Annotated in this window: 23 protein-coding genes; 15 read left to right on the top strand and 8 right to left on the bottom strand. The window is 64.4% G+C overall.

What is annotated here, in order from left to right; genetic code table 11:
- Positions 1-6: 6 nt before the first annotated feature.
- Positions 7-249, bottom strand: coding sequence for a DUF4170 domain-containing protein (locus tag K1T73_RS00210; RefSeq protein WP_220602009.1), 243 nt, complete (start codon positions 247-249; stop codon positions 7-9).
- A 156-nt stretch (positions 250-405) separates the two neighbouring features.
- Here K1T73_RS00210 and K1T73_RS00205 point away from each other — a divergent pair, with 156 nt between their 5' ends.
- On the top strand, positions 406-1,146 hold the full coding sequence (locus tag K1T73_RS00205) for a glutamine amidotransferase (RefSeq protein WP_220602008.1): 741 nt from the start codon (positions 406-408) through the stop codon (positions 1,144-1,146).
- 183 nt (positions 1,147-1,329) lie between these two features.
- Positions 1,330-1,821 (top strand): flavin reductase family protein, encoded by a 492-nt coding sequence (locus K1T73_RS00200; RefSeq protein ID WP_220602007.1) that lies wholly within the window; start codon positions 1,330-1,332, stop codon positions 1,819-1,821.
- Between the two features lie 9 nt (positions 1,822-1,830).
- Here the strand turns inward: K1T73_RS00200 and K1T73_RS00195 are convergent, their stop codons facing one another.
- The 6 genes from K1T73_RS00195 to K1T73_RS00170 all read right to left on the bottom strand — a co-directional run bounded on the left by K1T73_RS00195 (position 1,831) and on the right by K1T73_RS00170 (position 8,697).
- Entirely contained in the window at positions 1,831-2,622 is a 792-nt protein-coding gene (locus K1T73_RS00195) for a metallophosphoesterase (RefSeq protein WP_220602006.1), read from the bottom strand.
- 134 nt (positions 2,623-2,756) lie between these two features.
- Complete coding sequence (locus K1T73_RS00190) at positions 2,757-4,148, bottom strand: nidogen-like domain-containing protein (RefSeq protein ID WP_220602005.1); 1,392 nt, start codon at positions 4,146-4,148, stop codon at positions 2,757-2,759.
- A 99-nt stretch (positions 4,149-4,247) separates the two neighbouring features.
- Complete coding sequence (locus tag K1T73_RS17970; protein ID WP_220602004.1) at positions 4,248-5,738, bottom strand: calcium-binding protein; 1,491 nt, start codon at positions 5,736-5,738, stop codon at positions 4,248-4,250.
- A 114-nt stretch (positions 5,739-5,852) separates the two neighbouring features.
- Positions 5,853-6,746: a glycosyltransferase gene (locus K1T73_RS00180; RefSeq protein ID WP_220602003.1), complete on the bottom strand. Its 894-nt coding sequence runs from the start codon at positions 6,744-6,746 to the stop codon at positions 5,853-5,855.
- Positions 6,747-6,760: 14 nt separating this feature from the next.
- On the bottom strand, positions 6,761-7,438 hold the full coding sequence (locus tag K1T73_RS00175; protein ID WP_220602002.1) for an ABC transporter ATP-binding protein: 678 nt from the start codon (positions 7,436-7,438) through the stop codon (positions 6,761-6,763).
- Between the two features lie 17 nt (positions 7,439-7,455).
- Complete coding sequence (locus K1T73_RS00170) at positions 7,456-8,697, bottom strand: sugar transporter (RefSeq protein ID WP_220602001.1); 1,242 nt, start codon at positions 8,695-8,697, stop codon at positions 7,456-7,458.
- Between the two features lie 148 nt (positions 8,698-8,845).
- On the opposite strand from K1T73_RS00170, the gene K1T73_RS00165 reads away from it, so the two are divergent.
- Genes K1T73_RS00165 through K1T73_RS00155 form a run of 3 tightly spaced genes read left to right on the top strand, consistent with a single transcriptional unit; the run spans position 8,846 to position 12,950 of the window.
- On the top strand, positions 8,846-9,616 hold the full coding sequence (locus K1T73_RS00165; RefSeq protein WP_220602000.1) for an ABC transporter permease: 771 nt from the start codon (positions 8,846-8,848) through the stop codon (positions 9,614-9,616).
- Between the two features lie 45 nt (positions 9,617-9,661).
- A complete protein-coding gene (locus K1T73_RS00160) occupies positions 9,662-11,944 on the top strand; it encodes a glycoside hydrolase family 99-like domain-containing protein (protein WP_409077720.1) in 2,283 nt (760 codons plus the stop codon).
- Positions 11,937-12,950, top strand: coding sequence for a hypothetical protein (locus tag K1T73_RS00155; RefSeq protein ID WP_220601999.1), 1,014 nt, complete (start codon positions 11,937-11,939; stop codon positions 12,948-12,950). Before K1T73_RS00160 ends, K1T73_RS00155 begins: the two co-directional genes overlap by 8 nt.
- A gap of 569 nt (positions 12,951-13,519) precedes the next feature.
- Here the strand turns inward: K1T73_RS00155 and ribA are convergent.
- Positions 13,520-14,611 carry a GTP cyclohydrolase II gene (gene ribA / locus K1T73_RS00150; protein WP_220601998.1) on the bottom strand — a complete coding sequence of 364 codons (1,092 nt, stop codon included), beginning with the start codon at positions 14,609-14,611 and terminating at the stop codon, positions 13,520-13,522.
- 186 nt (positions 14,612-14,797) lie between these two features.
- Between ribA and K1T73_RS00145 the strand changes: the two genes are divergently transcribed.
- The 10 genes from K1T73_RS00145 to K1T73_RS00100 all read left to right on the top strand — a co-directional run bounded on the left by K1T73_RS00145 (position 14,798) and on the right by K1T73_RS00100 (position 24,103).
- The gene (locus K1T73_RS00145) at positions 14,798-15,484 is read left to right on the top strand and encodes a response regulator transcription factor (protein WP_220601997.1); all 687 of its coding nucleotides are present in this window, start codon (positions 14,798-14,800) and stop codon (positions 15,482-15,484) included.
- Between the two features lie 128 nt (positions 15,485-15,612).
- Complete coding sequence (locus K1T73_RS00140; RefSeq protein WP_220601996.1) at positions 15,613-16,401, top strand: exodeoxyribonuclease III; 789 nt, start codon at positions 15,613-15,615, stop codon at positions 16,399-16,401.
- Positions 16,402-16,504: 103 nt separating this feature from the next.
- Positions 16,505-17,413, top strand: a complete 909-nt coding sequence (locus K1T73_RS00135; RefSeq protein ID WP_220601995.1) for a co-chaperone YbbN — start codon at positions 16,505-16,507, stop codon at positions 17,411-17,413.
- A 27-nt stretch (positions 17,414-17,440) separates the two neighbouring features.
- On the top strand, positions 17,441-18,085 hold the full coding sequence (locus K1T73_RS00130) for an LON peptidase substrate-binding domain-containing protein (RefSeq protein ID WP_220601994.1): 645 nt from the start codon (positions 17,441-17,443) through the stop codon (positions 18,083-18,085).
- Positions 18,082-18,279 (top strand): Trm112 family protein, encoded by a 198-nt coding sequence (locus K1T73_RS00125; protein WP_220601993.1) that lies wholly within the window; start codon positions 18,082-18,084, stop codon positions 18,277-18,279. Before K1T73_RS00130 ends, K1T73_RS00125 begins: the two co-directional genes overlap by 4 nt.
- Before the next feature lie 56 nt (positions 18,280-18,335).
- Positions 18,336-19,280 carry a DMT family transporter gene (locus K1T73_RS00120; RefSeq protein WP_259400364.1) on the top strand — a complete coding sequence of 315 codons (945 nt, stop codon included), beginning with the start codon at positions 18,336-18,338 and terminating at the stop codon, positions 19,278-19,280.
- Positions 19,281-19,388: 108 nt separating this feature from the next.
- Positions 19,389-21,437 carry a glycosyltransferase family 2 protein gene (locus K1T73_RS00115; protein WP_220601992.1) on the top strand — a complete coding sequence of 683 codons (2,049 nt, stop codon included), beginning with the start codon at positions 19,389-19,391 and terminating at the stop codon, positions 21,435-21,437.
- A gap of 6 nt (positions 21,438-21,443) precedes the next feature.
- Positions 21,444-22,376, top strand: a complete 933-nt coding sequence (locus K1T73_RS00110) for a hypothetical protein (RefSeq protein ID WP_220601991.1) — start codon at positions 21,444-21,446, stop codon at positions 22,374-22,376.
- 144 nt (positions 22,377-22,520) lie between these two features.
- Positions 22,521-23,384 carry a hypothetical protein gene (locus tag K1T73_RS00105; RefSeq protein ID WP_259400363.1) on the top strand — a complete coding sequence of 288 codons (864 nt, stop codon included), beginning with the start codon at positions 22,521-22,523 and terminating at the stop codon, positions 23,382-23,384.
- A gap of 8 nt (positions 23,385-23,392) precedes the next feature.
- Positions 23,393-24,103 (top strand): hypothetical protein, encoded by a 711-nt coding sequence (locus K1T73_RS00100; protein ID WP_259400362.1) that lies wholly within the window; start codon positions 23,393-23,395, stop codon positions 24,101-24,103.
- Positions 24,104-24,707: the final 604 nt, after the last annotated feature.

The raw sequence follows: 24,707 nt of genomic DNA, 5'->3' as shown, positions 1-24,707 counted from the left end.
GGCCCGTCAGCCGAGTTCCTCGGTCGGCGACGCCTCGGCCTCCTCGTCGCGAAGGCGGTGGAGATGGGCGATGAAATACCGCGTATGGGCATTGTCCACCGTGCGCTGCGCCTCGGATTTCCAGGCGTTGTAGGCGGCTTCGTAATTGGGAAAGATGCCGACGACATGCAGGTCATCGACGTTCTTGAACACGTTTTTCGTGGGATCGGTCAGTTCGCCCCCGAAGACGAGATGCAGGCGTTGGGTCATGACAAAAGGTCCAATTCCTAGAAGATGGGCGCAACCTATTCCTTTGGCTCCGGGCGTCAAGGTGCGAGGCCGGGCTTGGTGCCTGCCCCTTGTGCGATCCGGTGAGGGGGCTAGAACAGATCGACAACCGGGTTCCCGGCCCCTTCGGAGCGCGCCATGACGAAACCATTCCTGATCCTGCAACTGCGGCCCGAGACGCCGGCTTCGGACAGCGAATTCTTCGCGTTTCTCGAGAAAGGGGGCCTCGGCGCCGACGAGGTGCGACGCGTTCGGCTGGATCGGGAATCGCTCCCGCCGGAGCTTGATCTCGAGGATTTCAGCGGCGTGATCGTCGGTGGCGGACCGGGATGCGTGAGCGACGCCCCGGATGAGAAAAGCGAAGTCGAGGCCCATATCGAGCGGAGTGTCCTGTCGCTCATGCCCGAGATCACGGGGAGGGACCTGCCGTTCCTGGGATGTTGCTATGGCATCGGGATCCTCGGGGCGCATCTGGGCGGCGAGATCGGCAAGGCGCGTTACGGAGAGCCCGTGGGCACCTCGACCTGCGAGGTGACGGAAGCGGGGCGCGAGGATCCGCTGCTCGACGGCGTGCCGAAGAGGTTCGATGCCTTCGTGGGCCACAAGGAGGCGATGCAGACATTGCCCGAGGGCTGTGTTCACCTCGTCTCGTCCGAGCCGTGCCCGTTCCAGATGGTGCGGTATGGACAGCATGTCTATGCGACGCAGTTCCACCCCGAGGCCGACGCGGCAGGGTTCGAGACACGCATACATATCTACAAGGATCGCGGATATTTCGAGCCGGAACGCGCCGATGATCTGATCGAGATGTGCCGGGCGGCCGATGTGCGCGCGCCCGAGCGGATATTGAGGAACTTCGTCAAGCGCTATCGCGGTTGATTCCTCTAATTCAATGATCCCGCATCATATCAGCGAAATCTTTTGATGTTCCGAATTCCCGCGATCTGCGATGGTCCGGCCCGCGCGGTTCATGGCCCGGTGGGCGGGGCTGGACACCGCGCTGCGATTGGCACAAGACGACGAACGGGGTGATCCATGCGCGACGGGAGCTATATTTGCCAGATGGCGAGTCACAGGCAGAATTTCATTGACGCGATGCGGCAGGTCGCATCCACCGTGACGGTCGTGACGACCGACGGGCCGGCCGGCCAGGCGGGTGCGACAGTCAGCGCCTTCAGTTCGCTTTCGGCCGATCCGCCTTCGGTCCTCGTGTGCCTGAAGGCCGATTCGCGCATCGCCGAGGCCGTTGCCGCGAACGGGACGTTCTGCGTGAACATCCTGGCCGAGGATGGCGTCGAGCTTGCCCAGCGCTTCGCCGGCGCGTTCGACCAGGAGAATCCCGACAGGTTCGACGGGCTTGACGTGAACATCACGGAATTCGGCCCGACCCTGCCCCGCGCCACCTCGTTCACCTGTACCATGCGGCATCGGCACGTGCACGGAAGCCATGCCATCTGCATCGGTGACGTGACCGGCATTTCGAACGCGGGGGAGAAGCCGCTGACCTACATGAGCGGGTCATTTCACATCGTGCGTCCGCAGAAGGGCGAGTGACGCGCCCGGTCAGACGTTGAAGACGCAATCGCCCCCGGAGATGAAAGCCGCGGCCAGCACGCCCGTCATGTAAGCCCCGGTGTCGAGCGAGATGCGGCCATCGCCGATCGCCGGTTGCGCCATCACCGTGTGACCGTGCACGATCGTCAACCCGTCGGTACGCGGTTCCGAGAGGAACCGGGGATGACCCCAGAGCAGCGTGCGGCGGTCTTGCGCATGCGGTGGCTTGTCGGGATCCATCGCGGCATGGACACAATGCATGTTCCCGCTCGACCAAGTCAGGGGCAGCGCGCGCAACCACGGCTGCAGCCCTTCGGGCAAGGCGGCTTCGAGCGCATCGGCGGCCGCGACCGCGTCTTCGGCCGTCATCTCGGCGCGCTTCGCGGCGACGCCGTAATTGGCAAGCGTCTCGTCACCGCCATTGACGAGCCAGCGGGCGCCCTTGCCTGCGGGGTCGTCGATGAATTCAAGCATCATCTTCTCGTGGTTGCCCATGAGGCAGATGAAACTCTCGGGCGATTGTGATTGCCGTTCGAAAAGCGTGTTGAGCGTCGCAGCCGAATTCAGGCCGCGGTCGATGTAATCGCCCAGCATGACGATCGGCACATCGGGCCCGGTCTCGGCGCGGATTGCGTCGATCATGGGGACGAGCAGATCGATGCGGCCATGCACGTCGCCGATGGCGACGAAGGGGCGGTCCGGTGCGAGAACGGTTTCGACACTTGGCGCGGGCGCGACGTGACCGTCTGGAACGACCGCCCGCTTGTCGCCGAGAATGGATTTGAACCGGCCAAGGGCCATGCCGTGCCTCCGTTGCCGCAACATGGAAATCGGCGGTGGTCCGGGCCATTGCGCACCGCCGGTGGTGTGAGCCATCGTGCCGGACCCAGGTCGGAAAGTGTTACGCGCATCGGTGTCGCCTGTCCAGCCAGCTCTCAGGCAAGGAGGTCATAGATCCCGGCAGGTGTCCGGAGGTTGATTTCGGGCTGATCGGCGGCGTCGACAAGCGCCCAGATGATATGTCCCGACGGGCGATGGATGACAAAGGCCTCGGACACGCCGTCCTTTCCCGCATTCGCGGTGTCGGCCCAGTTGACCTGGAAATCCGATGCGGAGACCGGGCCGCCGCCCCAGAACAGCAGATCGCCCTCGGCTGCGTCGTAGTCCTGAACCCAGTCCGACCCGTGATCGGGAATGCCGAGATGATAGAACCGATCCGCACCGGCGCCGCCATTGAGCCGGTCGAACCCGAACCCGCCGTTGAGGAAGTCCGATCCGTCGCCGCCGTAGATGAGATCGGACAGGGCCGAGCCGGTGATCACGTCGTTGCCGCCCTGGCCGATGAGCTCATCGACGCCGAAGCCCCCCTCGATACTGTCGTTGCCCTCCCCCCCGTAGACGAGATCGTTGCCATGCCCGCCCTCGACCCGGTCGTTGCCGTCGCCGGCATAGATCACGTCGCGCAGATCGGCGTCGGAGGTTCCCCCGATGATCACGTCATCGCCCGCGCCACCGTTGAGCGTGTCGGCGCCATCGTCACCGAACAGCCAGTCGTCCCCGTCGAAGCCGCGCAGCACATCGGGGCCGGGACGCCCGCGAAGAAGATCGTCGGCGGCTCCGCCGTCCAGGACATTAGCGCCCGCATCGCCGGTCAGCACGAGGCCGTTCACCGGTATCGCGCCATCTACCGCACCCTGCCGCATCTCGAAATGCCAAACCCCCACCTCCCCGGTATTGCCGATGGTGGTGTGCAACGCGGCGGGATCGGCCGCGAGGACGAGCGCTTCTGGAACGCGCGGCCCCGACAGGAATGCCGCTGCGCCTGCATCGCCCTCGGCGGTGCCCTGGGTCCATTCGATGCGCTCGTAGCGGAAAATGATGTCGAGGTCGCCGCTGCCGCGGTCGATGAGCTGAACCTGGAAGAGATTGGTGAGATCGGCCTGTCGCCTATAGGCGCCCACATCCTCCCAGGTGATGGTCAGCGTGTCGGTTGCGAGGTCGCGGTCAATCCAGATCTGCCCGCTTTCCGTGCCTTCACCGTCGATACGGGTGTCGATATCGGCCCAGAACGGGGCAAGGATGTTGCCGCTGATCGGCTCGGCGCCGTCCTGGGGGAAACCGGGCAGGGGCGCGCCGAAACTGATCGCGCCGTTCGTGTTCACGTAGATCGCGTCGCCGGCGTAGGACGTGCCGAAAATCGACAGCCCGCTCTCGAAGATATCCCGCGCATCGAGCCGGACCGAGCCGTCATCCGACCTCGGAAGAGGGGTTTCGCCGACTCCTTTTGCACCGCCCAGACCCCGCACGACCTGACCCGTTACCGGCATGATGTTCGCCTCCTTCTTGACCTCTCGAGACAATATCTAGCAGTCAAAGATGACCAGCCCTTCAAGATAACCGGGCAAAATCGACGGAAACGCAGACGCTCAGAACAGGAAGTCGGCATTCGAGAAATCATCCGCCGAGAGTGACGAGCCGTCATCGGTATAGAGCCGGACGCGGAAGTCGGCATATCGGATCTCGGCGCCGTCGGATTGTGCCGTGATCGAAAGCGCCTGATGGTCGTAGATGCGGCCCCAGCGCGTCGGGTCGATTATGTCCTCGCCCAAGGTGAAATCGGTGATGATGTCGCGCTCCGCGCCGCGGTCGAGAATGAAGAGGTCGGACCCCGTGCCGCCGGTCAGCCGGTCTGCGCCCGCGCCGCCCATCAGGATATCGTCGCCCGCGCCACCGTGAAGCGTGTCGTTCCCGGCCTCGCCCCAGATCAGGTCATCGCCCGCCCCGCCGGTCAGCACGTCGCTGCCACCGGTCCCGATCCGGGGCGCCGCGATAAGCGAGGTGTCGAGTGTCGCGAGCGAGAGGCCCGGCTGACCGGCGGCGATGACCTGCACCTCATCCTGGAACGTGGCGGTCGCGATCGCGGAAATATTGGCCAGTGCGCCCCCGGTCGCGTTGACGAGGGGATCATGCGGGATCAGCGAGAAATCCGGCATGATCTCGGTCAGGGTGATGCCGTCATCGGCCCCGCCCGCCAGGATGAAACCCCGCGCGCCCACCGTGAAGGACGCGACGGCGTCGGCCCGGTGAAAGCGCGTGCCGAGACTGTCGACCTCGTGATCCTCGACGAAGAGGACGCCCATGGGGTTGACGCGCAGAAGCGTCAGGGATGAGGAGTTGACGGCGGTGACGGCGAGGAAGCTGTGACCATGCGCCTCGACCGGTGCGAGCGCGTCGAGGCCGGAGGTCCAGAGACCGTCCTTGACCCCCAGCGTGTCCACGAGCTTCATCTTTCCGTCCGCGCCGATGGTGAAGCTGCTGATCGCGCCATCGGTGGACGAGGCGGTGAGAACGTAGGGGGTTCCCGCCACGGTGAGCGTCTGCAGATCGCTCGTGTTGCCCGCGGCGACCTTGGGGTGATCGGTGATGCTATCGCGAAGCTCGGGTTGGCCCGCGGCGGTCCATTCGAATACCCGAAGACCGGGGCCGTCACGCGTGCCTGTGATCAGGAACTCGGCGCCTCCCGTGCTGAGCGTGGTCATTTGCGTGACCTCGCTCCCGAGCGGGGCGGCGATCTGGGTCTGATTTGTCGCGCTGCCATCGGCTTGTAGGTCGAACGTATTGATCTGTTGGGTGTGCACGCGGCTCACGAGTAGCGTGGTCTGGCCGTCGCCGGAGATGATGGCGAGATCGGCGGCGCGGAAGGTCGCGCCCGGTCCCGAAAGCGTGGTCGTGACTTCGGTGCCGAGGCTCCAGCCCTCGCCAAGCTCGAAGAGCGAAATCGTTCCCGTCGCCTCGGACGCGGCATGAAGCCACGTTCGCCCGGTCGCGTCGTCTTGATGGGTGATGAGGCTTCCGACGCCGCTCAGGTTGAAGGGATCTTCGCTCAGGCGGGTCGAGCGTAGGGCCAGTGACAGCATGGTTTCTCCGACAGAGGATCAATCTGACGGAAGCGTGCCGGGGTGGGGCGCGAGGAGCGGGGCGGATTTGTGGCCTCCGCGTGGCGTGTTCCAAAAGTTTTGCCGAAGTTGCTTTCAAATGCGACCACAAAACCTTGCCGCGCAAAGGGCGGCGTGGCGGATCGCTCCTGATTGGCCCATCCGTGGGGGCGGGAGATGACGGCTTGGGTCGGCGAGGGCCCGGCGAAGCGCATCGAGTTTCGTGGTGGCTTCCGGTGCGAGCAGGGCGCGGCAGGCGTCGAGCGCGTCGAGATGGGATTGCAGCCATTCGCCGTATCGCCCGTCGAAAAGCAGGCCAAGCCGCCGGAGGCCGCCCCGGATACTGCCCGATGCGCCAAGCAGGTTCGTCCCATGCTGACGGTAGAGAAGCCCCGGCCGAGGGTCGCGAAAGACCGAGCCGCCGGCCCCGGTGACAAGCGCATGGATCCACCAATCCGGGAAATGCGGAAGGCGGTCGGGCGCGGGCAGGGCGCTCTTGACCAGTGCCGCCGCCGCCTCGTTCAGCACGGTGGCGTTCGCGGGGGCGGCGTTGCGCAGGAGCGCCTCGGCAAAGCCGGTCGTGGCAGGCGGGCGAAGGATGCGCCGATGGTGAAGGGCGGAATCGGTCACGATCCGCGCGGTAACATGCAGCGCCGGTCCAACTTGCGCCTCGAGAGCCGCGCAGGCGGAGCCGAGCCGGTGCGGAAGCCAGACGTCGTCCTGGTCGCAGAACGTGATCATGCCCGGCGGCATCGCGGCCACGAGGGTGTGAATGTTGCGGGCCAGACCCCGGCCGGGGCCACGGAGGATCGTCACGTCGAAGGGCGCGTGGCGGGCGAATTTTTCGACCACCGCGCGGCTTTCGTCGCGCGAGCCATCGTCCGACACGATGAGGGCGTGTGGCAGATGCTCCTGCGCGGCCAGGCTGTGAAGCTGTGCCGGCAGGTATCGTGCCCCGTCGCGGACCGGCATGAGTACGGTGATCGCCATGGCGGCCCGGCGCGTCATCGAAGCCAGGGCGGCAGCTGCCCCTGCATGAGATGGTCATGATGCTCGATCGCGCGCTCGACCCGCGCATAGAAGAAGAGGCGGCCGTTTTCGAGCACCGCGCCCGAGATGCACAGGCGCCGCAGCAGGTCGGTGGCGTGGGACACGACGATCGCACCGGCGGTGCCGAGGCGCTCCTTGAGCAACGCTTCGCTCTTCCGGCGAAAGGCGCCGTCGCCCACGGATGTCACCTCGTCGATGAGGTAGGTGTCGAACGGGATCGCCATCGACGTGGCGAAGGCCAGCCGCGCGCGCATCCCCGCGGAGTAGCCGCGCACCGGCAGGCGGAAATGAGCACCCAGGTTGGTGAAGCTCTCGACGAAATCCGTCACGTCATCGGTATCGGCCCCGTAGACCCGTGCCACGAAGCGGGTGTTTTCAAGGCCTGTCAGGTCGGGGTGAAAGCTGCCCTGGAAGCCGACCGGCCACGAGACGCGTCCCCGTCGCCGGATACGGCCCGAATCGGGCTTCATCGTGCCCGCCACCAGGCGAAGGAGGCTCGATTTGCCCGCACCGTTCCGGCCCAGCAGGGCCATCGCCTCGCCACGTGGAAACTCGAAGCTGAGATCGCGGGCGACGCAGGTTTCGACGCCGCGGCTGACATGGGTCTTGAAGACGTGATGCAGCGAGATCATGGTCGGGCGCCCCTGTGTCAGGTCCGGTCGCGAAGGCTGTAGGCCACGAGGACAAGAACGCTCCACAGAAGGAAGAGGCCCGCGGCGATCGCGGCCAGCAGGACGAATCGGTCAGGATAGCGCGAGGTCTCGGGCAGGGTCGGGGCGCTGTAGGGGGCAAGGTATCTCACCTGCCTGTCGGAGGCGGCCCGCGCCGTCTCGAAAGCGGCGAGTGCTACCACGTAGGCCTCCTGCGCCACTTCGACATCGACGCGGAGGCGCTCGAACTCGCCCATGAGCCGGGCGTAGTCCCTCGATCCGCCTTCGCCGCCGAATTTCTGCCGCTCCTGCGCGATCCGGTCGCGAATGACCTCGATCTGGAGTTCGCTTTGTGTGATGCGGACATCGGTGATCTCGCCCTTGCGGGCGCCCACGCGGCCATTGCCGATCGTGGCGCGGAGCATGTCGAGCGTCACGAGTTCCTCGGCCAGCGCCTGTTGAAGTTCCTGGATCACGCCCATTTCGCCGGCAAGGTCGGCCATGGGATCGACGAGCCGGTGGCGCACGCGGAAGGCCGTCAAAGCCTGGCGCGCGTCGCTCAGCCGATGTTCGGCCTGCCGTAATTCGCCTTGGGCATGTCCCAGCCGATCCTGTCGTGCGACCGCGCTCAGCCTGTTGATGAGTTCGCTGCACGCGCTCTCGATGGCCATGGCGATGGCTTGCGCGTCGGCCGGATCGAAGGCACGCGCCTCGATCGTCATGATGCCGGCGCCCGAATCGTACGAGACGCGGATCATGCGGGACCAGTAGCTGGTCAGATCCTCGATCGACCCTGCGGGATCGAAGGCGAAGACGGGGTCATTTTCGGGCGCTGCCCATAATGTGCGCAGATCGAGCTCGCGGTCGATCCGCGCCACGAGCGCCTGCGAGTGCAGGTATTCATAAAGTATGTCGGTATCCGACGATTGCACGCCCGAAATGGCGGCAAGCCCCGAGACCCTCTGAAGCAGCGAGCCATCGGTTTCCGATTCGCTATGCACGGCGAAGCCGAAGGTGGACCCGTATTGATCGGCCGCGCGCCCGTAGAGATACCAAGCCGCGAGAATCACCTGCCCGAGCACCAGGCCCACGAAACTGACCGTCAGGAGGATGTGCCGCCGCCGCGCACGCGCGGGCCTGGCCGGCGGATGTGCCCGGTCCGAGGGCAGTGCCGGAACGAGGGCTGGAAACTGCTGCGCCACCGGCTTCGGCGCAGGAGGCAAATGTTTGGTCGTGGTCATCGGACGGGACATGAAGATCATCACCAATCTGGCTGCACTAAGAGCTTCTTCACCTCCCTGGTCTAAGGATGATCTCTCAAGATTTGACTAATGCCGCCCGCCTTCGTGCGGATCGACGACGGCCGGCGCCGAGGGATTGGAGACCGCCATGCGAAGATTCGCTGCAACCCGCGCGACGTCCGCACTCGTTCTGCGCGAAATGGGATCGAGCTTCGGGCGCACGCCGGGCGGGTATATATGGGCAATCCTCGAGCCGGTCGCCGCCGTCGCGCTGCTTGCCGGGATCTTCACGCTCGCATTCGACAAGCCGCCGCTCGGGCGGGACTTCGCGCTCTTCTACGCAAGCGGCTACCTCCCCTTCATGCTCTATAGCGATCTCGCGCAGAAGGTCGGCGTCGCCTTGCGGTACTCCCGGCCGCTCATGGCCTATCCGGCGGTAAGCTGGTGGGACGCGCTTGCCGCGCGTTTCATCCTCAACACCCTGACGCATCTGGTCGTGGTGGTCCTCTTTCTTGCGGCGCTTTTCGCGTGGTCAGGCATTCCGGTGAACCTCAGGTTGCCGAGCCTCGCCGCGGCGCTGGGCCTCGCCGCGTTCCTGGGCGCGGGCGTAGGTTGCCTGAACGCCTACCTCTTCGAGGCGTTTCCGGTCTGGGAACGTGCCTGGGCGATACTCAACCGGCCGCTCTTCATCCTATCCGGCGTTCTTTTCCTGCCCGACGCGGTGCCCCCGCCTTTCGACGATCTCTTCTGGCTCAATCCGCTTGTCCACGTGGTCACGGAGATGCGCGTCGGCCTTTATGCGGGGTACGGCCCTGCCGAGGTGTCGTCGCTCTATGTGCTGGGCATAGGCGGCGTCGCGATGGCCTTCGGCCTGATGCTGTTGCGGCGAAGCGCGCATGATTTCCTGGCGACACCATGAAAAAGGGATGGGCGTTCAGAGCCCGTTAACCGCCGTGGGATACGAATGACCCAGCAGATCAGGAGGGACTGGATGAGCCGGATGCGTTACACGCTCGCCCGCGCAGCGAAGGGCCTGCGCCTGTTTTTCCCGGGGCTCGACACGTTGCGCTACGTGCGGGAGATGCGCCGGAGCGGGCTTTTCGATGTCGACTTCTACCGTGGTGCTCATCCCGGTCTGAACCGGCTGTGCCGGGCGATGCCGATGCGCCACTACGCGATCTGGGGGGAGCGGACGGGGCTTCAGCCCAATCCCGACTTCTCTCCCGAAAGCTATCTTCTCCTCAATCCCGATGTCGCCAGTTCGGGCCTTGCCCCGTTCCGGCATTTCATCTCGTCGGGGCAGAAGGAGGGCCGCGCCGGGCGCAAGGTCGATAGGACGCCGCTGCCACCATATAGGATGCCGATGCTCAGGTTCGATCCCGGGCGCGAGAAGGCGCGATTCGCCATACATCTTCACATTTATTATCCCGATCTCTGGCCCGAATTCGCCTCGCGATTGTCGCAGCTTTCGGTGGGTGCCGATCTTTACGTCACGATCACGTGGCGGGGTGACGAAACCTCTTGGCTGGCCGATGACATACGGGAGGCATTTCCAACGGCCTTCGTCACGCCGGTCCCGAACCGCGGGCGCGACATCCTGCCGTTCCTGCGCCTCGTCGAGGCGGGTGCGTTCGATGGTTACGAGGGCGTGTGCAAGCTTCACACCAAGAAATCCCCGCACCGCCAGGATGGCGACGCATGGCGCCGCCATCTCGTCGGGGACATCTTGCCGCCGAAGGGGCTTTCCCGGCTGATCCAGGGGTTCATCGACGATCCCGATGCGGCGTTTCTCGTGGCCGATGGTCAGAAATTGCGCGCCGCGGACTGGTGGGGTTCGAATCGCGACAAGGCCGCGGCCATCCTGAGGCGGGTCGAACTCGACGATTTCACGGAAGGGCTGAGTTTCCCCGCCGGGTCGATGTATTGGCTGAAACCCCTGATGGTCGGCATGATCCGGTCCCTGCGCCTTGGCGAGGCGATGTTCGAGCCGGAGCAGGGACAGGTGGATGGCACGCTGGCACACGCGTTCGAACGCGCGATAGGGGGTCTCGCCGATGCAGCCGGTCAGAAGATCGTTCAGGCAAGCGAGATCGGCGCCAGGCCCGTCCCGGTGGCGCCGCGCAGACCTCGCTTCGTTTCCGCATTCTACCTGCCGCAGTTTCATCCCATCCCCGAGAATGATGCGTGGTGGGGCAAGGGGTTCACCGAGTGGCGGGGTGTGGTGAATGCGGTGTCCGCCTTTCCGGGCCACGTTCAACCGCTGCGGCCCGCCGATTTGGGGTTTTACGATCTGCGCGCCCCCGAAGTCATGGCGGCGCAGGCGGACCTGGCGCGCCAGGCGGGGATCGATGCGTTTTGCGTCTATCACTACTGGTTCGGCGGACATCGCGTGCTCGAGGCGCCGCTCGACAATCTCATGAAACGGCGCGAGATCGATTTCCCGTTCTATCTCTGCTGGGCGAACGAAAGCTGGCGGCGCAACTGGGACGGTCTCTCGGGCGAGATTCTGCTCGATCAGGCATACCGCCCGGGGTTCGAGGCCGCGCTCGTCGCATCGACGCTGCCCTACATGCGTGACCCGCGCTATCAGAGGCCCGACGGGCGCCGGCCCCGCTTCGTCATCTATCGCCCCGAGGATATGCCCGCGCCGGAGCAGAACGTCGCCCGCCTGCGGAAGGCCTGGATCGAGGGGGGCATCGGTGACGTGGAACTGGGCGCCGTGAGCTTCCATCTGCCGGGCGAAACGCAGGTGGCCCACGATCTCTTCGACTTCTGGGTCGAGATGCCCCCGCATGGCCTCGTCAAGGGGGACGATTTCGTCTTCGGTGGGCCGCTTGGCAATCGCTTGGGAGAGGCCACGCCGTCGCCGGATTTCGGTGGATTGATCTATGACTACACGGCGATCGCGCGTCGAAGCCTTACCCGGAAATACCGCGCATCTCTGCCTCCGCGCACGATCGCCGGCATCATGCCAAGCTGGGATAACACGGCGCGTCGCGGCGCACGGGCTCATATCGCGCGCGGCGCAAACCCGGCGACCTACCGAAACTGGCTGAGGGGCTTGCAGGCCGGACCACTGGCCGGCTCCTACCGTGAAGAATTGTTCATCAACGCCTGGAACGAGTGGGCGGAGAAAGCGATGCTGGAGCCTTCGGACCTGTTCGGTTCGATGTATCTCGACGTGACCCGCGAATGTCTCGGCAGGAGGGACGAGGAATATCAGGCGCGACGGGCGGCACATGGCTAGGCTCGTTCTACATATCGGCACGCACAAGACCGGTACGACGACGGTTCAGAATGCCCTTCACGCGAATCGCGAAGCGCTGGCGGCGCATGGCGTCCTCTATCCCGATCTTTCCCCGCATACGGGACATCACGGGTTTCTCACCGACTGGATCGCGCTGCCGGCGGCCTATCGCAAGTTAGGCGGGGGGAAAGCGGGGCTCGCCCGGATCGCGGACGAGTTGCGCGGCACCGACACCTGCCTCCTTCTGTCGAGCGAGGAAATGTCGCGCGCGGGCGGTGCCGGTGGGCGCGTCGACTATCGCGAACTGCGCGGCATCTTCGATGGTTTCGACATCCTTGTGCTTTGCGTCGTGCGGGAGCAGGGGCAATTCCTCCAGTCGGTCTATGCCGAGATCTGCCGCAGCCGCGTACCCCCACGCCCCCCCGAGCTTCTGCGAACGGCACTCGAAACGGGGCTCGTGGACGGCCTTCATTGCGATTTCGCGGCGCTTCATCGATCCCTGCGAACGGTCTTCGCGGCGGAGGAGTTGAGGTTCTTCGACTACGCGGATGCCTGCGCGGCCCCCGGTGGTGTTCTTGGCACTCTGCTGCGCCATGTCGCCCCCGATCTGACGGAACGCGACCTGACGGCCGGACATGGCGCGCGGGCCAATGTCTCGCCGCGTGCCCTGGCCCTCTGGGCGGCGCTGGCGGTGGCTGGGTGCGGCGCACCGGATGCGCGCCTGCAAGCCTCGGCCGAGACCGCTTTCGCGCTGGAATTCGGAGAGAGCACTCCGACCTGCATCTTCACCCGGGCCGAATTGGCGCGGCTTGAACGTCACTTCGCGCCCTCGAACCTAGAGTTCGCGAGAGCGGTATCGCGCGTGCAACCCGGCTTTGCGTTCGGTCAGCATGAGCCGCCCCCGGGTACGATTCACCGGGAGGACGTGGGCCCCGACTATTTCGCGCGGCTGGCGCGCAGGCTCTGGATCGGGGTCGCCGCGGACCATGCCCGGGCCGGCGCGTGATGGGTTGCACTGCGCAGGCGGGAAGGCCGAGATGCGAGACGGGTGGGGCGCAAGAAAGGCTCGGCGGATGACGCGACCAGGTTTGCGCTCGCGACGGGTCGTTGGTTCGGCTCGAAGACAGGCGGAAACTTCCAAACTTCACCCGAGGACCCATAGGATGATCGACTGATATCAGGATGCCTGCACCAAGAGTCTTGGTCGAGACCTGATCGCGTCTGGAAGGGGTCGCTGCGCGCGCTTGAAACCCGGGGCGATGGGGCCACGGCAATTCGTGGTGTGATGGCGGCACGGGTGTGTGTCAGAAACGAGAGCCGTCAGGCCACGCGGGTAAGGCAAGAGTGAAGGCCGCCCGCCAAAAGCGCACGCAGCCGCCGCTGGCCGGCTCACTGAGCGCGCGTGCCCCGCGACACCCGCCGCGCTTCGGCGTGGTGCGCAACGATCAGCGCTCGGCTTTAGACGGTAAGACGGACCCCTTGATGCGGGTTGTTCATCCTTCGGGGTTCTCGGCTGGAGTTCGAGGACCGCAGCCTGACCCTCACTCGGATGAAGCACCCACTAAGGGTGCGCGCCTAGAGGAGGTGCCCGGACTTGGTAGCCTTCGTGCGGAGGTAGGCGCGGTTGAAGGCGGTCTCCCCAAGTTGCAACGGCACCCGCTCCGGCACGGCGATGCCGGTCTGTTCCATCATGGCGATCTTGGCGGGGTTGTTGGTCATGAGGCGCACCGCCGAGAAACCAAGCTGCCGCAGGATCGCGGCGCCGATGCGGAAATCGCGTTCGTCATCCTCGAAGCCCAGCCTGTGATTGGCTTCCACCGTATCGAAGCCCTGATCCTGAAGTGCGTAGGCGCGCATCTTGTTGGCCAGGCCGATCCCCCGCCCCTCCTGATTGAGGTAGAGCAGCACGCCCGCGCCTTCCGTTCCCATCTGCGCCAGCGCGCCGCGAAGCTGCGGCCCGCAATCGCACTTGAGTGAACCGAGCAGATCCCCGGTGAAACATGCCGAATGGAGCCGCGCCAGAACCGGCAAGGCGCGGTCCGGGCGCCCGATCTCGACCGCGTAATGCTCTTCGCTGCCGTCCTCGGGGCGGAAAACATGAAGTCGCCCCGCCTCCGACACCGACAGTGGCAGTCGCGCCGAAATGACCCGGTCCAGTGGAACCTCCTCGGCAAGAAAGCTCTCGGCTTCGGCCAGATCGAGACAGGTGAGCGCGGCGAGAGTATCAGCGGATACGTCGCGCCCGGGCTCGGAAACCAGCGCCGCGGGAAGCAGCCGCGCGGATTTCACGAGACGAATCGCGAGACTGTGCATGGCTGCCGACCCCTCGCGCAGCGTCGCGAAGGGGCCCTTCATCGGCGTCGCGAGATCGTCGGCCGGGTCGGCCACGGCCCCGATCCACGCGAGATCGGCGTCGTCCGGCACGAGAACCCGCGCCACGTCGCCGTCATAGGCCCGCGCCTTGAGCGTTTCGGCCCGCCGCGCCGTGATGGCGAGCGCCAGCGTGTCCGACATGGCGCGCATCGCCGCGACCCGGTCTGCGTCCACCGTTTCCGCCGCGGCGATCAGAGCGATCTTTCCAGCGGAAGTGAGCGCGATGGGAAGTCCCATGCGCAGGTCCGCCCGCGCGCGGGCGAGCATCTCGGACATGGAGGGGCGCAAGGTCATGGAGCGATCCTGTTGTTGCGCCCTGCGATTACGACATTTTCGACGCGATTGAAATAAACGACCGCGCTTTCAACACGTGCCCGTGATCACGCCCGTGCCGCGCTTGCCGCGGGGGCGCGCAGCGGTCAATTGTGATCCGCAGCACCCCGCATCGCGTAAAGCGATCGAGAACAAGGAAAACGAGACATGGCACAACTGAAGAAGATCCTTCTTGTGGACGACGATGACGATCTGCGCGAAGCTCTGGCCGAACAGCTCGTCATGACCGAAGATTTCGACGTGTTCGAGGCGGGAACCGGAAGCGACGCGACGAGCCGGGTCAAGGACACGATCTTCGATCTGATCATCCTCGATGTCGGTTTGCCCGACACCGACGGGCGTGAGCTGTGCCGCGTGATGCGCAAGCAGGGGGTCAAGAGCCCGATCCTGATGCTAACCGGACACGATGGCGATGCCGACACGATCCTGGGCCTCGACGCGGGTGCAAACGATTACGTGACGAAGCCCTTCAAGTTTCCCGTCCTGCTGGCCCGCATCCGCGCGCAGCTGCGCCAGCACGAACAATCCGAGGACGCGGTGTTCCAGCTTGGCCCCTATACGTTCAAGCCGGCGATGAAGATGTTGATCGACGAAAGCGACCGGAAGGTGCGCCTGACCGAGAAAGAGACCAACATCCTGAAGTTTCTCTACCGCTCGCCCGAGGGGGTCGTGGCGCGCGATACGCTGCTGCACGAGGTCTGGGGATACAATGCCGGAGTGACGACGCACACGCTCGAGACGCATATCTACCGCCTTCGCCAGAAGATCGAGCCCGACCCTTCGAATGCGCGCCTCCTGGTGACGGAATCCGGAGGCTATCGCCTGCTCGCGTGATTCCCCGGCCGGGAGAAAGAGAGCGTGCCCGCCGGAAGGTATGCCGAAGCCGGTCATGACGTGCAGGCCGCGCCGTTTCGGTCTATAGCGAGGGCCAAGTCACACCGGATCACTGGACGGAGCCTGACATGCCCTTCACCCTCGCCACATGGAACATCAATTCGGTCCGGCTTCGGGAGCCCATCGTGCGCAAGCTGCTCGAGGAGGAAACGCCGGACATCCTCTGTCTTCAGGAGTGCAAGAGTCCGGTCGACAAGATCCCCGCCGAGAGCTTCGCCGCGCTGGGCTACCCCTACATGATCGCGCGGGGACAGAAGGGCTATAACGGGGTTGCGATCCTCTCGAAGCTGCCGATCGAGGACGTGGGCGACCATGATTTCGCCGCGCTGGGCCATGCCCGCCACGTGGCCGGGCGGCTCGAGAACGGGGTGGTGATCCATAATTTCTACGTGCCCGCCGGCGGGGACGTGCCGGATCGCGATGTGAACGTGAAGTTCGGGCAGAAGCTCGACTACCTGACCGAGATGCGCGACTGGATGCGCGACGAGCGGCCCGACAGGTCCATTCTCGTGGGCGATCTCAATATCGCGCCGCGCGAGGATGACGTCTGGAGCCACAAGCAGCTTCTCAAGGTGGTGAGCCATACGCCCGTCGAGGTCGCGCATCTGGAGGACGTGATGGACGCCGGTCGCTGGACGGACGTGACGCGCGCCGACATTCCCGAGGGGCAGCTCTATAGTTGGTGGAGTTACCGCGCCCGCGACTGGAATGCCGCTGACAAGGGCCGCAGGCTGGATCATGTGTGGGCCACGCCCGACATTCGCGACGCCGCGCATTCCAGCCGTATCCTGCGCCGTGCGCGCGGGTGGGAGAAGCCGAGCGATCACGCGCCGGTCTTCGCGACTTTCGATCTGTGACGGCGCGGGTGCGCGGACCCGCAGCAAGGCCACCCCTTGCAACCAAGCGGACGCTGCGCCATGTAATCTGGATAATCCGACGGCCCAATCCGAGAGGCGAAACATGATCGAACTTGGCGCAAATCAACCGGCGAACGACCTTATCAAGGACGTGACCGAGGCCGATTTCATGACCGAGGTGGTCGAGGCGTCGCAAACCGTTCCCGTGATCGTCGACTTCTGGGCGCCGTGGTGCGGACCCTGCAAGACGTTGGGTCCACAGCTCGAGGCCGCGGTCCAGCGCGCCAAGGGCGCGGTGCGGATGGCCAAGGTCAACGTGGATGAAAACCAGATGATCGCGGGCCAGCTCCGGGTGCAATCCATCCCCACCGTCTATGCGTTCTGGCAGGGGCAGCCGATCGATGGATTCCAGGGAGCGGTGCCGCAATCCGAGATCGACGCCTTCGTCGAGCGGGTGGCGAAATCTGCGGGTGGCGATCCGAGCGGTGGGCTCGACGATGCGCTCGATGCGGCCGAAGAGATGCTGGATCAGGGCGCGGCGTCGGATGCGGCCCAGACTTTCGCCGCGATCCTCGAGGAAGACCCCAAGAGCGCGCGAGCCTTCGCCGGCATGGCGCGCGCCCACATCGCGATGGGCGACGCGGACCAGGCGGAGGCCATCCTGAACGGCGCCCCCGCCGAGATCGCGAAGGCGCCCGAGATCGAGGCCGCGCACGCGCAGCTCGCGCTCAGCCGGCAGGCCGCGGATGCAGGCCCGGTGAACGATCTGCGCGCGGCGGTCGAGGCCGACCCCGACGACCACCAGGCGCGCTTCGATCTGGCGCAGGCGCTTCACGCGAACGGCGACGCAGAGGGAGCTGTCGAGCATCTGCTCGAACTTTTCCGCCGCGACCGGGAGTGGAATGACGGGGCCGCGAAGAAACAGCTTTTCACCATCTTCGAAGCGCTCAAGCCGAGCGATCCTGTGGTGCAGAGCGGCCGCCGCAGGCTCAGTTCCATGATATTTGCCTGACCTTCCTATCGGTCTAGGTTCACGGGCATGATGCATCAACCCGACCTTCCCGAGGTGATCCCGGTCTTTCCGCTGCCGGGCGCGCTCCTGCTTCCTCGCGCGCGGTTGCCGCTTCACCTGTTCGAGCCGCGTTATCTGCAAATGCTCGAGGATTGCCTCAAGACGCCCGGTCGGCTGATCGGCATGGTGCAGCCCGTCACGGTGCCGGGCCGCGAGGAGACGGGGCTCTACCGGATCGGCTGCGTTGGACGTGTCACGCAGTTCTCCGAGACGGAGGACGGTCGATACATGATCACCCTTTCCGGCATTTCGCGGTTTCGCGTGCTCGAAGAACTCGAGGGATTTACCCCCTACCGCCGCTGCAAGGTCAGCTGGGAGGGGTTCGAGCGCGATCTTGGGCCGTCAGAGTCCGACCCCGAGTTCGACCGGGGCGCGTTCCTCGCCCTGCTCGCGCAGTTCCTCGCCGCCGAGGAGTTGCAGACCGACTGGGATTCCCTGAAGGAGGCCGATGACGAGTTGCTCATCAACTCGCTTTCCATGCTGCTCGGCTTCGATTGCGAGGACAAGCAGGCCCTGCTTGAGGCGCCATCGCTTGCGACCCGGCGCGAAACGCTGGTGACGCTGATGGAGTTCGCGCTGCGTGGCGGCGCGAGCGACGAGGTGATGCAATGAGCGACGCCGACGATGCTCAAGGCCGGTTCGATCGCCGCATGCTCGAGGCGCTCGTCTGTCCCAAGACTCACGCGGTTCTCGAATACGATGCCGAAGCGCAGGAACTCATCAGCCGCAACGCCGACCTGGCCTATCCGATCCGCGACGGTATCCCGGTTCTTCTTATCGAAGAGGCGCGCCGCCTGTCGGATTGAGCCGGCTTGCGCATGATCCGGGTCGCATCAATGCGAACCTTGGCTAGAAAAGGCGCATGACGCCTTTGATTTCTCCCAGGATCGACCCCGTGGCTGCCGCGATGCTGGTGCTGCTTGCCCTTGTCTGGGGTGGCTCCTTCTTCTTTGCCGAGGTGGCGCTGCGTGAGGTGCCCCCGCTTACCATCACGTTGCACCGGGTCGGTTGGGCGCTGCCGGTACTCTATGGTGTGCAGCGGTGGCGTGGCTTGCGCCTGCCGAGGGGTGCGCGGGTCTGGGGTGCCTACCTGGTGATGGGTGCGCTCAACAACGCCATCCCGTTTTCACTCATCTTCTGGGGGCAGACCGAGATCACGGGCGGGCTTGCCTCGATCCTCAACGCGACAACGGCGGTTTTCGGCGCGGTTCTCGCGGGGCTCCTGCTGGCCGACGAGCCGCTTTTGCCGCGCAAGATCGCGGGCGCGGTGCTGGGGGTGGCAGGGGTGGCCGTCATCATGGGAGCCGAGGCGCTGACCGCGATGTCGCTGCGCAGCCTCGCACAGCTCGCGGTGCTGGGCGCGGCATTGTCCTACGCGCTGGCAAGCGTCTGGGCCAAGACCCGCCTCGCGGACCAACCGCCTGTCGTGAACGCCTTCGGCATGTTGTGCGGTAGCACGATCATCATGATCCCCCTGGTTCTCTCGGTTGACGGTGTGCCGCGCCTCTCTCTGGCGCCCGAGACCTGGGGCGCGCTGGCAGGCATCGCGGTGTTCTCGACCGCCATGGCCTACATGCTCTATTTCGCGATCCTCGCCCGCGCAGGGGCGGCGAACCTGATGCTCGTGACGCTGATGATCCCGCCCTTCGCCATCCTCCTCGGCTCGGTCCTGCTGGGCGAGCATATAGGTCCGGACGCGATGCTCGGTTTCGCTGTTATCGCGACCGGGCTGATCGTGACCGACGGTCGCGCCGGGGCGTGTATCGGTCGATGCATATTGCGCACAGTAACGAAAAAACAAGGGTGATCCGGTTCCGCCGTTGCGAAGTTTCGGGTGCTCCGCCTATACTGGCCGGCAAAGAGCGTGGGCGGACGCACTGCCAATGCGCCGAGGAAAGAAGCAGGCAGTCACGAGATGGCGTCAGACGAGAACGAAGACGACGAGTCGCAGGCAAATCCGCGTTGGTTCGAGGATTTGCGCCCAGGCGCCGAGGGCGAGGGCTTTCTCATCAAGTCGCTCCGCCACAGCCTCCTTTTCGCCCAGCGCAAGAGCGACCGGCTCCTTGTGACATTCGACAACTTGTCAAACGTGAACAACGAAGACCCCGCGCGCGAGCCTTGGGCTTACAAGTTCGCGCAAGACGAGGGGCTCGCCCATCTGGGCGTCCTTGCTCATGTCTCGGACTGGTATCGCGATGCGGGCCTCATGGAGCGTTTCGAGAAGCTGGTGGGCGAGGGTTTCTTCGAGGGCTACGAGCGCGTCATCTTCGCGGGCGTGTCGATGGGTGGCTACGCGGCGCTTGCCTATTCATCCTACGTTCCCGGCGCCCATGTGATCACGGTCAATCCGCAGACCACGCTCGATCCGGCGCTCGTGCCGTGGGAAACGCGCTACGAAAAGGGACAGCGGCAAGACTGGACGCTACCAATGGGCGATGCGGCCGCGCTCACCGGCTCGGCGGGGCGCGTGAACGTCTTCTACGATCCCTATCACGAGCTCGATCAGAAGCATGTGGATCGCCTTGCGGGCGATAACATCAGCATTTTCAAGTGCTGGTTCTCGCAGCACAAGACGGCCGTTTTCCTGCGCAAGATCGACGCGCTGAAACCCGTCATGCGGCACGCCATCTTTGATGAGCTGACCGAGGAGGAGTTCTATCGTCTCTACCGTGCGCGCCGGAACCTTCCGTGGTATCGCGGGGCCGTCTCGAACTATTTCCGCGAGAAGGGGCGCGAAGACCTGGCCACGCATTTCGACAAGAGCTTCCGCCGCCGCCTTCGCAGGAAGGCCAAGGCAGAGATCGGCGCCGAGGCCGAAGCGCCGTCCGAGAAGGCCAAGCCCGAGATCACCGAACTGCCCACGGAGGCCAAGATTCCACCGGGCCCGAAGATCGCCAAGAAGATGAAGCCGCCCACCCATGATTGCCAGATCGTGGCGCCCGCCAACGCAGGCGGCAAGGCACCGGCGAAGCAGGGCAAGGGAAGCCGCCTCATCGTGACAACGATGAAGAACGAGGGGCCGTTCATGTTGGAATGGGTCGCGTTCAACCGGTCCATCGGCTTCACCGATTTCCTGATTTACACGAATGACTGCGACGACGGCACCGACAAGATCGCACAGCGTCTGGAAGAACTGGGTCTCGCGCAGCATCGTGACAATCCCTTCAAGAAGGGTGGCAGCCCGCAGCGGTCGGCGCTCCGGGCGGCGACGAAGGAAGAGGTCTACAAGAACGCCGATTGGCTGATCTGTGCCGATTGCGACGAGTTTCTCAACGTCCGGGTGGGCAAGGGGCGGCTCGATGACCTTTTCGCGGCGGTGGGCGAGGCCGATGGCATCTCGGTCTGCTGGAAGCTCTTCGGCAATAGTGGCCGGCTGGAATACGAGGAGGGTTTCGTCGTCGAGCAGTTCGACCGGTGCTGCGGCGAGTTCGAGTTTCCGAACTTCCGCGCGCAGGGCATGAAAACCCTGGCGCGCAACACAGAGCGTTTCGAGCGCCTCAAGATCCACCGGCCCGCCTATCACGTCGACCGCGGCGACGTGGCCTGGGTCGATGGCGGGGGTCAGCCGATGCCCTCCGCCTATCTCGATGGCGGATGGAAGGCATGGGACGGGTTCACCCACGATCTCGTCCGGATGCATCATTACGCGGTCCGCTCGGTCGACAGCTTTCTCGTCAAGCGCGATCGTGGACGCACCAATCACGTGAACGACGACCAGGGCGTCTCGTATTGGGAGAACATGAATTTCAACTCCACCACCGACACGAGCCTGCATGCGCGTCTGCCCGGTCTTCGGCGCGAATTCACCAAGCTGATGAAAGACGAAACGCTGGCGCGGCTTCATGCGGAAGCCTGCGCCTGGCATCGGGCGAAGATCGAGGAGTTGAAGGCGCGCGAGGGCTGGGACGAGTTCCGTGACAAGATCAGCCGGATCAATGCTGCGCCCGAACTGATCGAGGGCTGATGGCCCATGGCCGGCGAGCTCCCCTATGTCGTCGTGCATGGTGGCGTCCACAAGACGGCGACGAGCTTCATCCAGGGCCGGCTCAAGCGGAACGCCGGGCGTCTGAAGAAAAGCGGTGTGCACTATGTCCATCATCGTGATGTCCGCAAGGAATACACCGTTCCGGTGCAGCTCAACTGCTACGAGAAGCTGGGGCTGGATTTCGATCCCAAGATAACTGACGAGGAACTCGCGGTGCTGACGGCCGAATTCTTCGGCAAGATCGATGCCGGCCCCGGTGAGCGAGTCATCCTTTCGGACGAGAACATGGCGGGCCACAGCGGCCACTGCGTGCGACGCGGGCTGATCTATCGCTGGCGCAACAAGCTGGTAACGGGCTTTGCCGAGAACATCCCTTTCCCCGTGCGCGAGGTTCATCTGGCCATTCGCAACTATGCGGACTTCTTCGCCTCTACCTACGTCGAATTCCTGCGCTCCGCCTCGGGCGAGCGGGTTTTCCCCGAGGCCCAGATGAAGCGACAGGTTCTCTCAAAGGTGCCAAGCTGGACCCCGTTCATAGATGTGGTCCGCGAGGCGTTCCCCGATGCTCATCTCACGCTCTGGCGACACGAGGATTTCGGTGATCTGTCGTCCACCATCATCGGCAACCTGTGTGGACCGGGAATTGACGTGGACGATCTGGCGGTGCCCAAGCGCAGCCGAAGCCGCCCCTCGGCCAGTCACCGCGCGGTTCAGGAGATCCTCATGGCCATCGAACGCTCCGGCGGTGATGCCGCGCTGGCGCAGAGGGTGGAGATACAGGAGAGATACCCGCGCGGCCCCGAGTATCCGGGATATGATCCTTGGGAGCCGAGCGAGCGGGCCCACCTGACCCGGATGTATGACGCGGATTGCGCCGAGATCCGAACGCGACCCGGCGTGACGATCCTCTCTCCCTGAGCGCGCTGTTGCGCGCCGGTCTCATGCAATCCGGTCTGCCAGTGTGCCGAAGGATTGAGATTGCCGCAAATAAGCGCGGTGGATAAACTCGAAACCAAGTTACAAGGCCGGTCAACGGTCGCCATCAGGCAGAAAGACGAGCCAATGAAGAAACTTCCGCGGATTGCAATGCTGTGGGTCGAAGGCCCCCTGAGCTATGTCGAGCAGCTTTGCGTCAAATCCTTTCTCGACGCCGGCCACGAGGTCACGCTCTATCATTACGGCACGGTCGAGCGTGTGCCAGAGGGCGCCGACGTCGTCCACGGCAACGAGGTGCTTGTCCGGGACGAGTTCGTTCAGCACGGCCGCACCGGAAGCGTGGCGCTTTTCTCGGACGTGTTCCGCTATCATCTGCTGACGAAACACGACCGCACGATCTGGGCCGATACCGATGCCTATTGCATGCGACCGTTCGAGACGGAGACGGGGCACTACGTGGGTTGGGAATCCCAGAACCTGTTGAACGGCGGCGTGCTCGGTCTTCCTCAGGACAGCCCGGCGCTCGCCGGCCTGCTTGAGATGACGGAAGACGAATATGGCATTCCCTTCTGGTATACCGGCCGCGCGCGCGAGAAGCTGCAGGCGCGCATCGACGAGGGCGATCCCGTCCACGTGAGCGAGCTGCCCTGGGGCGTGTGGGGGCCACATGCGGTGACCGCGTGGCTCAAGGAGACCGGAGAAGTCGAACACGCGTTTCCGCGCGAAGTGCTCTACCCGGTCCCGTTCCAGAAGCGGCGCCAATTGGTCAAGCCGGGGCACCGGGAAACAGTCGGGACGTATCTGACCGACAAGACCACCTCGATCCATCTCTATGGCCGCCGTCTGCGTGCCTACCTGACAAGCCTTCCCGAGGGGCTGCCGACCGAGGGAGGGTTGCTCGACGATCTTCTCAAGAAGCATGGCATCGACCCACGCGAGGCCCCCATCCCCGAGAAATCCGTGGTGCGCGACACCGCCGACGTGGAGTGAGACGCGAAATGCTTGATGCAGGACCCGCGAAATCGAACCCGAAGAACATGAACCTGACCGATCTCGCCGATCACTACGGGTCGGACAAGGGCAGCGCCAAGCACCGCTATACCGAGTTCTACCATATGCTGTTCCACCCCTATCGGCAGCGCAAGATCGCGTTCCTCGAGATGGGGCTTCTCATTGGCGGACCGGAACACGGGATGGACGCCGACCGGGAAACCGGTGACCTGCCGTCGATCCGCATGTGGATGGACTATTTCCCCAAGGCCCAGATTCACGGCCTCGATGTTTCCGACTTTTCCTGGTTCAAGCATGACCGCTTCACCTTCCATCGTTGCGACATGGAGAACCCGGCCGAGATCGCCGCGTCGATGCAGGAGATCGACGGCGCGCTCGACATCGTGCTCGACGATGCAAGCCACGCGTCGCATCACCAGCAGAATGCCTTCCTCGAGATCTTCCCCAGGCTGACATCGGGCGGCCTCTATGTGATCGAGGATCTGCGCTGGCAGCCCGAAACCTACGAGCGCGCCGGTATCACCAAGACGGCGGCCCTGTTTCGCTCATTCCTGGACGATCGCCGGTTCAGCCACTCCGATCCGGCCGTGGCCGAGGCGTTCAACGCGCTCATTCCTGATATCTCGGGCTGCATCCTCCTGCCCGCGCTCTATCAGAAGCACCGCAAAGACCAGATCGCGGTCATCCATAAACGCTGAACCACCGACGGAATCGGCCGGCCGAGTCGGGGATTTCGGACCGAGTCGCGACTCGATGACCTGATTCCGGGCCGCGCACAGGAGATTCCACGCCGGATTCTGGGGATAAGTCCCCAGGCGACGTCAAAAAGGCCGATTTCCACCCCGATCCTTGGGCAACAAAATTCCAAGTCGCTGACCATTCGCGCAACTCTTGGCAAGCAAACCCCTAATTTCATTGGAAAAACCGGAAAAATCAAAAAAATGCATCGTTTGGTGAAAAAAGGGGTTGCGGGTCACGGGTCCAAACCGTAAATACCCCCTCACCGGCGGCGCTGAGGCGCACAACGGGGCGCCAGACGGGCCAGACGGCAACGAGGCGGACAAAACAAAAGAGAGATCGATGAGGCGGGGCGCGCCAAAAAGCAAGTGGCGCATCCGGTTGATTTTGTCTCTCACGCTCTTTGAAATCGATGGTATCTGAAGAGATATGTGGGCGGTTTGGTTCATTCGATGGACAACAACTGCACATATGTCGCGCTAGTAGGGGCAACCCGATGATCTAGTGTCAGCTTCACTGTTTGGACGGTTTCCGGTTTCTTATGAAACCAGAAGCACAACAAAC

This window comes from Roseovarius sp. SCSIO 43702 (genome assembly GCF_019599045.1).
GTDB lineage: Bacteria > Pseudomonadota > Alphaproteobacteria > Rhodobacterales > Rhodobacteraceae > Roseovarius.
This window is presented reverse-complemented; position numbering and strand designations above follow the sequence as displayed.

What these genes read in the sequence shown, in the direction of transcription:
- K1T73_RS00210 (WP_220602009.1), bottom strand. Translation starts at nt 249, where the DNA reads ATGACCCAACGCCTGCATCTCGTCTTCGGGGGCGAACTGACCGATCCC.
- K1T73_RS00205 (WP_220602008.1), top strand. Translation starts at nt 406, where the DNA reads ATGACGAAACCATTCCTGATCCTGCAACTGCGGCCCGAGACGCCGGCT.
- K1T73_RS00200 (WP_220602007.1), top strand. Translation starts at nt 1,330, where the DNA reads ATGGCGAGTCACAGGCAGAATTTCATTGACGCGATGCGGCAGGTCGCA.
- K1T73_RS00195 (WP_220602006.1), bottom strand. Translation starts at nt 2,622, where the DNA reads ATGGCCCTTGGCCGGTTCAAATCCATTCTCGGCGACAAGCGGGCGGTC.
- K1T73_RS00190 (WP_220602005.1), bottom strand. Translation starts at nt 4,148, where the DNA reads ATGCCGGTAACGGGTCAGGTCGTGCGGGGTCTGGGCGGTGCAAAAGGA.
- K1T73_RS17970 (WP_220602004.1), bottom strand. Translation starts at nt 5,738, where the DNA reads ATGCTGTCACTGGCCCTACGCTCGACCCGCCTGAGCGAAGATCCCTTC.
- K1T73_RS00180 (WP_220602003.1), bottom strand. Translation starts at nt 6,746, where the DNA reads ATGGCGATCACCGTACTCATGCCGGTCCGCGACGGGGCACGATACCTG.
- K1T73_RS00175 (WP_220602002.1), bottom strand. Translation starts at nt 7,438, where the DNA reads ATGATCTCGCTGCATCACGTCTTCAAGACCCATGTCAGCCGCGGCGTC.
- K1T73_RS00170 (WP_220602001.1), bottom strand. Translation starts at nt 8,697, where the DNA reads ATGACCACGACCAAACATTTGCCTCCTGCGCCGAAGCCGGTGGCGCAG.
- K1T73_RS00165 (WP_220602000.1), top strand. Translation starts at nt 8,846, where the DNA reads ATGCGAAGATTCGCTGCAACCCGCGCGACGTCCGCACTCGTTCTGCGC.
- K1T73_RS00160 (WP_409077720.1), top strand. Translation starts at nt 9,662, where the DNA reads ATGACCCAGCAGATCAGGAGGGACTGGATGAGCCGGATGCGTTACACG.
- K1T73_RS00155 (WP_220601999.1), top strand. Translation starts at nt 11,937, where the DNA reads ATGGCTAGGCTCGTTCTACATATCGGCACGCACAAGACCGGTACGACG.
- ribA (WP_220601998.1), bottom strand. Translation starts at nt 14,611, where the DNA reads ATGACCTTGCGCCCCTCCATGTCCGAGATGCTCGCCCGCGCGCGGGCG.
- K1T73_RS00145 (WP_220601997.1), top strand. Translation starts at nt 14,798, where the DNA reads ATGGCACAACTGAAGAAGATCCTTCTTGTGGACGACGATGACGATCTG.
- K1T73_RS00140 (WP_220601996.1), top strand. Translation starts at nt 15,613, where the DNA reads ATGCCCTTCACCCTCGCCACATGGAACATCAATTCGGTCCGGCTTCGG.
- K1T73_RS00135 (WP_220601995.1), top strand. Translation starts at nt 16,505, where the DNA reads ATGATCGAACTTGGCGCAAATCAACCGGCGAACGACCTTATCAAGGAC.
- K1T73_RS00130 (WP_220601994.1), top strand. Translation starts at nt 17,441, where the DNA reads ATGATGCATCAACCCGACCTTCCCGAGGTGATCCCGGTCTTTCCGCTG.
- K1T73_RS00125 (WP_220601993.1), top strand. Translation starts at nt 18,082, where the DNA reads ATGAGCGACGCCGACGATGCTCAAGGCCGGTTCGATCGCCGCATGCTC.
- K1T73_RS00120 (WP_259400364.1), top strand. Translation starts at nt 18,336, where the DNA reads ATGACGCCTTTGATTTCTCCCAGGATCGACCCCGTGGCTGCCGCGATG.
- K1T73_RS00115 (WP_220601992.1), top strand. Translation starts at nt 19,389, where the DNA reads ATGGCGTCAGACGAGAACGAAGACGACGAGTCGCAGGCAAATCCGCGT.
- K1T73_RS00110 (WP_220601991.1), top strand. Translation starts at nt 21,444, where the DNA reads ATGGCCGGCGAGCTCCCCTATGTCGTCGTGCATGGTGGCGTCCACAAG.
- K1T73_RS00105 (WP_259400363.1), top strand. Translation starts at nt 22,521, where the DNA reads ATGAAGAAACTTCCGCGGATTGCAATGCTGTGGGTCGAAGGCCCCCTG.
- K1T73_RS00100 (WP_259400362.1), top strand. Translation starts at nt 23,393, where the DNA reads ATGCTTGATGCAGGACCCGCGAAATCGAACCCGAAGAACATGAACCTG.